General features: G+C 72.0%; 5 protein-coding genes and 1 pseudogene. 3 read left to right on the top strand and 3 right to left on the bottom strand.

The window, feature by feature from the left end; translation table 11 throughout:
* Positions 1–1,296 (bottom strand): serine/threonine-protein kinase (locus ND748_RS23850; RefSeq protein ID WP_251748195.1); only part of this gene is annotated, 1,296 nt, incomplete at its 3' end.
* Positions 1,297–1,629: 333 nt separating this feature from the next.
* Here ND748_RS23850 and pgi point away from each other — a divergent pair.
* A complete protein-coding gene (pgi, locus tag ND748_RS23845) occupies positions 1,630–3,294 on the top strand; it encodes a glucose-6-phosphate isomerase (protein WP_251748194.1) in 1,665 nt (554 codons plus the stop codon).
* Between the two features lie 113 nt (positions 3,295–3,407).
* On the top strand, positions 3,408–3,749 hold the full coding sequence (locus ND748_RS23840) for an STAS domain-containing protein (RefSeq protein WP_251748193.1): 342 nt from the start codon (positions 3,408–3,410) through the stop codon (positions 3,747–3,749).
* 18 nt (positions 3,750–3,767) lie between these two features.
* Here the strand turns inward: ND748_RS23840 and ND748_RS23835 are convergent, their stop codons facing one another.
* A complete protein-coding gene (locus tag ND748_RS23835; protein ID WP_251748192.1) occupies positions 3,768–4,223 on the bottom strand; it encodes a hypothetical protein in 456 nt (151 codons plus the stop codon).
* Positions 4,224–4,490: 267 nt separating this feature from the next.
* Here ND748_RS23835 and ND748_RS23830 point away from each other — a divergent pair, with 267 nt between their 5' ends.
* Complete coding sequence (locus ND748_RS23830; RefSeq protein WP_251748191.1) at positions 4,491–4,748, top strand: hypothetical protein; 258 nt, start codon at positions 4,491–4,493, stop codon at positions 4,746–4,748.
* 97 nt (positions 4,749–4,845) lie between these two features.
* On the opposite strand, the pseudogene ND748_RS23825 reads toward ND748_RS23830, so the two are convergent.
* Positions 4,846–5,554, bottom strand: a pseudogene (locus ND748_RS23825) (guanylate cyclase); the annotation flags it as partial.

Genomic DNA, 5,554 nt, shown 5'->3' with positions numbered 1-5,554 from the left:
CCCCTGGCCAGGCCGCACGGTGGGGGCGCCGGTGAACCCGGTGCTCCCGGGGCCCCCGAGCCCGCCGGGACCGCCGAACCCGCCGGCACCGCTGGGGCCACTGGGGCCACTGGGGCCGCTGGGACCGGGTTGACCTCCGCCGCCGACTGGCATGCCGGGATGCCGCTGGTAGCCGCCGGGCGGTGGGTAGCCACCCACCCCAGGTGCCCCAGCCCCAGCCCCAGGCCCGGAACCGGAACCACTCCAGCCGCTGGGTCCGCCGGGTCTGCTGGGCCGACCCGGGCCGCCGGCGCCGGCGGGGTTACCGAACGCGCCCGGACCGGCCGGGTAGCCGGGCCGGGCCGGGCCGGATCCGGCCGGGTAGCCCGGCGTGCCCGGGACTGGCGGCCGCGGGGTGGTCGATACGCCGAGCGCCGCCTCCCGGATCTCGTCGTCCACCTGAACCTTGATCTCTGACCGGGACAGCCAGTTCGGCCCGAAGGCCCGGCTGCCGGCGCGGGCGAGTTCGAGGGCGAAGTCGGTCGCGTCCGCGAACCGGGCGTTCGGGTCCTTCGCCAGCGCCCGCATGATCACGGCCGAGATCGGCGGCGGGACCGTGGTCAGCGGCTCCGGCATGACGGTCAGATGGTGGTGGGTGAGCGGCTGCACCGACATCTGGCGGCCGAACAGGGGCCGGCCGGCGATCATCTCGTAGAGCACCCCGGCGAGGGCGTAGAGATCGGTCGACGGGAACAGCCGGACGCCCATGATCTGTTCGGGGGCCATGTACCGCGGGGTGCCGAGGATCGCGCTGGCGGTCGTCTCCGCGCCGTCGAAGATCTTGGCGATGCCGAAGTCGGTGACCTTGAGCAGGCCGTCCCCGGCGAACATGATGTTGTCCGGCTTGACGTCGCGGTGCAACACACCCTGCTTGTGCGCGTTGGTCAGGGCCGCGGCGGCGGCCAGGCCGATCGAGCAGGTCGTCTCCGGGGACACCGGACCCGCGGTGATCCGCTGCTTGAGAGTGCCGCCGGAGAGCAGCTCCATCACCAGCAGGCAGGTGCCCTCGTGCTCCACGTAGTCGTGGATGCGCACGATGTGCGGGTGGTCGAGTTCGGCCAGTACCCGGGCCTCGGAGAGGAAGCGGGCGCGCAGGTCGGGGTCGTCGGAGGTGTCCAGGAGGATCTTGATGGCGACCTTGCGGCCGATGAGCCGGTGCTGCCCGGCGAGCACGAGCCCGTAGCCCCCCCGGCCCAGGTCGCCCTCGACGGTGTAACCCGGAAGCGCCGCCTCCACGAGTGATCTGTCAATCAACAAGGTTCAGATCCGTCCGCTAACGCCATCGGGCACCCCGCCGTACCGCCGTCCCGGTCCCGAGCGCTGCATCCTGGCCTGCAATGACGCCTTCGTCGGGTTCCTGGCGATCCTACGACCCCGACCTTCCCATTCCGCCGCCCGTCCGGGGGCGCCCCGCGACGTCGGATCGGCGACATGTGCATGCTGCTGGGGTCGACGAGTGTCGGCGCCGCCACGGTCCGGATGAGGCGACAGGTGTCGGGCTGACGGGTAGGAGTCCGGATGACCTGCCCGGGCACCGATGGTGCTTGTGGCGGCACGTGTTGAACCTGCGAGGAAGGGCGTCTCAACGTCATGTCGACAACCGAGCCCGCTGCCCCGGCGGCGGCTCCGCCCGACATCACCGCGACGGAGGAATGGGCGGCGTTGACCGCGCATCTACGCGAGATGTCCGAGGTGTCGCTGCGGGGTCTGTTCGACGCCGATCCCACCCGGGGTGAGGAGTTCACCGCCGAATCGGACGGTCTCTATCTCGACTTCTCGAAGAACCGGCTGACGACGCGCACCGTCGAGCTGCTCGTGGCGCTCGCCCGGCGGGCCCGGCTCGCCGAGCGCATCGAGGCCATGTTTCGCGGCGAGCGGATCAACATCACCGAGAACCGGCCGGTGCTGCATGTGGCGCTGCGGGCCCCGGCGGGAACCCGCATCGAGGTCGACGGCGTGGACGTGGTGCCCGAGGTGCACCGGGTGCTCGACCGGATGTCCGCGTTCGCGGAGAAGGTGCGTTCGGGGGCGTGGCGCGGCGCGACCGGCGAGCGGATCACCACCGTCGTCAACATCGGTATCGGTGGCTCCGATCTGGGCCCGGCCATGGCATACGACGCGCTGCGCGACTACTCCGACCGTGGGATCGCGGCCCGGTTCGTCTCCAACGTCGACCCGACCGACGTCTGGGAGGCGACGGTCGACCTCGACCCGGCGCGGACCCTGTTCATCGTCGCGTCGAAGACGTTCACCACCCTGGAGACGCTCGCCAACGCGCGGGCGGCCCGTTCCTGGCTGACGGCGGCGCTCTCTGAGGACGCGGTTTCCCGGCATTTCGTCGCGGTCTCGACGAATGCCGAGAAGGTTGCGGAGTTCGGCATCGACACCGAGAACATGTTCGAGTTCTGGGACTGGGTGGGCGGCCGGTACTCGGTCGGCTCGGCGATCGGGCTGTCCGTGATGATCGCGATCGGGTCGGCGGCCTTCCGCGAGTTCCTGGCCGGGTTCGCCGCGATGGACACGCACTTCCGGACCGCGCCGTTCGAGCGGAACCTGCCCGTTCTCCTCGGCCTGATCGGCCTGTGGTACCGCGACTTCCACGGATTGACCGCGCACGCCGTCCTCCCCTACAGCCAGTACCTCGGCCGTTTTCCCGCCTATCTCCAGCAGCTCGACATGGAGAGCAACGGCAAGAGCGTCGATCTCGCCGGCCGGCCCGTGCGGGCCCAGACCGGCCCGATTGTCTGGGGAACGCCGGGGACGAACGGCCAGCACGCCTACTACCAGCTCCTGCACCAGGGAACGACGATCGTCCCGGCCGATTTCGTCGGCTTCGCGCAGCCGAACCACCCCGGTGTGGGACCGGCGGACGGCCCGGATCAGCACGCGCTGCTACTGGCCAACTTTCTCGCCCAGACCGAGGCCCTCGCCTTCGGCAAGACCGCCGAGGAGGTGGCGGCGGAGGGGATCGCACCCGAACTCGTCCCGCACCGGACGTTCCCGGGTAACCGGCCGACCAACACCCTGCTTGCCCCGAAGCTGACCCCGTTCGTGCTCGGGCAGCTCATCGGGTTGTACGAGCACAAGGTGTTCACCCAGGGGACCGTCTGGGGCATCAACAGCTTCGATCAGTGGGGTGTCGAACTCGGCAAGGTGCTTGCCGGGCGGATCGTGCCGGAACTGACGGCCCCGGACTCGCAGCCGCGCCACGACAGCTCGACGAACGCGTTGATCAGGCGCCTGCGCGGCGCCTGAGGGCTGCCGGCCGGGCGTCGGTCGGGCGTCGGGTCGACCCCCGCATGTTACTCTCCGTAAACAGTTCGGGGGGTCGGCCCCGCACGGTGACGAGGGCTTCGGGGGGCGGCAGCATGCGGGTCGACGCCGGAGCCCTGACCATGTCCGTGCGCCGGTCGGGCGAGGACGTGGTCATCGAGCTCGCCGGTGAGCTCGACACCGCCGGCCGGTTGCGGTTCCGGGAGCAGATCGGTGAGCTGCTGGGCCGGGGCGGCGGGACGGTGACCGTGGACGTCGCGGGCCTGCGCTCGATCGACATCCCGGGGCTCGCCGCCCTGCTCCGGGCCGATCTGCTGCTCCGCCGCGTGCACTGCGAGCTGCGGATCTCGTCGCCGACCCCGGCGTTCGCCGCCCTGGTGCGCGAGACCGGTCTCGACGGTCGCCTCAGCGTCGGCGAGGGCGCTCGCCGACGCTGAGGCCGGCCGCTGGCGGGGTCAGCCCGCCAGCGGCGGGGAGGTCGGACCGGGTGTAGGTTGGGTGCGGTCCAGCCGGTGGGTGTGGGCGGCCGAGACCGCGGCGGAGCTTGCCACCGCGGCCGCCAGGCTGGGAGCCAGGGCAGGCGCCAGGCCGGGTGCCGGGGTGTTCCGCGGAGCGCGGACGCCATCGTCCGACATCACTGTCCGTAGCGTGAAGCGGAGGGGGGCGGTCGGGATGTTGTCTGTCCGGAAGGGGCCCACAAGTGCCGGATACGGCGGGAGCCCGCCGCCGGCGGGGTTCTCGGTGCCGCCCGCCGCCGCCCCGACCGCGGCTGCGGCCTCCTCGGTCACCCGGGACAGCATGCTGCGTGAACCGATCAACTTTCTCTCGATCCCACCCATCATCAGCATTCCAGCCATGACGAGAAGCGGAAATCCAAGCACCATCAGCAGGACGGGTGGTGTGAGACTCACCGAAAGACCCCCAGGCCGACTTACGGATCCGATCGACGCCGCCGGCGCCGCACCGTATGCCTTCCCTCCGATCCGGGTTGCTCACATCCGGGCGGCCATCTCACCCGACCCGGGTATCCCCCGAGGTGGGGTGGAAGGTCACCGATCTGTCCACCCCCGGCACTGTTCCCGCGGGCGGTTCGCTCGTACGCTTCGACCAATATGTCTGTGCGGCCCGTACCGTTGCCCGCCTACAGCGGCCGTCCCGGGGTCGGTGATGCGGATCTGTTGGCGCGGCTTCACCTGCTTACCGAGCAGGTCGACTACGCCCTCGCCGAGATCGTCCTGCGCCGCGCCGCCTACCGGCGGGCCTGCGAGGAGGAGGCCGACTGGCAGTGGTCGCCGGCAGGGGTCGAGGCGCTGAGCCGGCCGGCGGTCGCCGAGGCGCTCGCCCGGCAGCTTGCCGCGGTCGAGCGGCTGCGGCTGTGGGCCCAGGAGCTGCACTGGCTGCAGGAGCAGGCCCGACTGCGCGGCCTGCTGCGCTGACCGCCTGACGCGTCCCTCGGGCCCTTGGCGCCTCGGCCCCTGGCTCCTTGGCTCTCGGCTGCTCGGCCCGGCTCCTCGGCCCTCGGCTCGTTGGCTCTCAGCCGGACAGCGACGGCGGCCGGTCGAGGGTTTCGAACAGCCGGCGCCCGAGATTCGCCGCCGCGATGTTGCCGCGGTGCAGGTATCGGGTGATGCCGGCCTCCATGCTCTCCGCGGCGTCGTCCTTGCGCCCGGCCCGGTAGAGCACCTCGGCCCGCGACAGCAGCGCGTGACCCTGCCCGTCGACGTCGTCGGTACGCCCGGTCAGGTCGACGGCGGTGTCGGCGAAGCGCAGCGCCTCCGTATCCCGGCCGCGCAGGGACAGCAGCCTGGCGTGCACTCCGCACCAGCCGGCCTGGGCGGGTAGCTGATCGGCCGCGGCGGCGTCCCGGCAGCGGGTCACGTACTTGCCGGCGTCGTCGACCTTGCCGAGGCGTACCAGCACGTCGGCCAGCGCCGCGGCGCGGTTGGCCAGCAGCGCCCGTTCCCCCATCCGGGACAGGGCCCGGCAGCTTCGGCGCAGCTCCCGCTCGGCGACGGTCAGCTCGTCGGCGAGCAGGGCGACTCGGGCGACGATGAACCCGCCGTGGAACGGATCGGCCCGCGGGGCCCGCAGATCGTGGACGATCTCCTCGGCGGCCTTGAGGTGGATGCGGGCGCCTTCCAGGTCGCCCGACATCGCGGTGAGGACGGCGAGCTGGGCGAGCAGGGCGCGGCGCAGCGCCCGGTCGTCCCCGGCCGCGTCGAGGGCCTCGCCGGCCCCCCCC

Source organism: Frankia sp. AiPs1, assembly GCF_023716945.1.
GTDB lineage: Bacteria > Actinomycetota > Actinomycetes > Frankiales > Frankiaceae > Frankia.
The sequence above is the reverse complement of the archived record's forward strand: the minus strand, read 5'-3'. Positions and strand labels throughout refer to the sequence as shown.

Excerpts from the sequence above, each read along its gene's own strand:
- pgi (WP_251748194.1), top strand. The coding sequence starts at position 1,630 with ATGTCGACAACCGAGCCCGCTGCCCCGGCGGCGGCTCCGCCCGACATC.
- ND748_RS23840 (WP_251748193.1), top strand. The coding sequence starts at position 3,408 with ATGCGGGTCGACGCCGGAGCCCTGACCATGTCCGTGCGCCGGTCGGGC.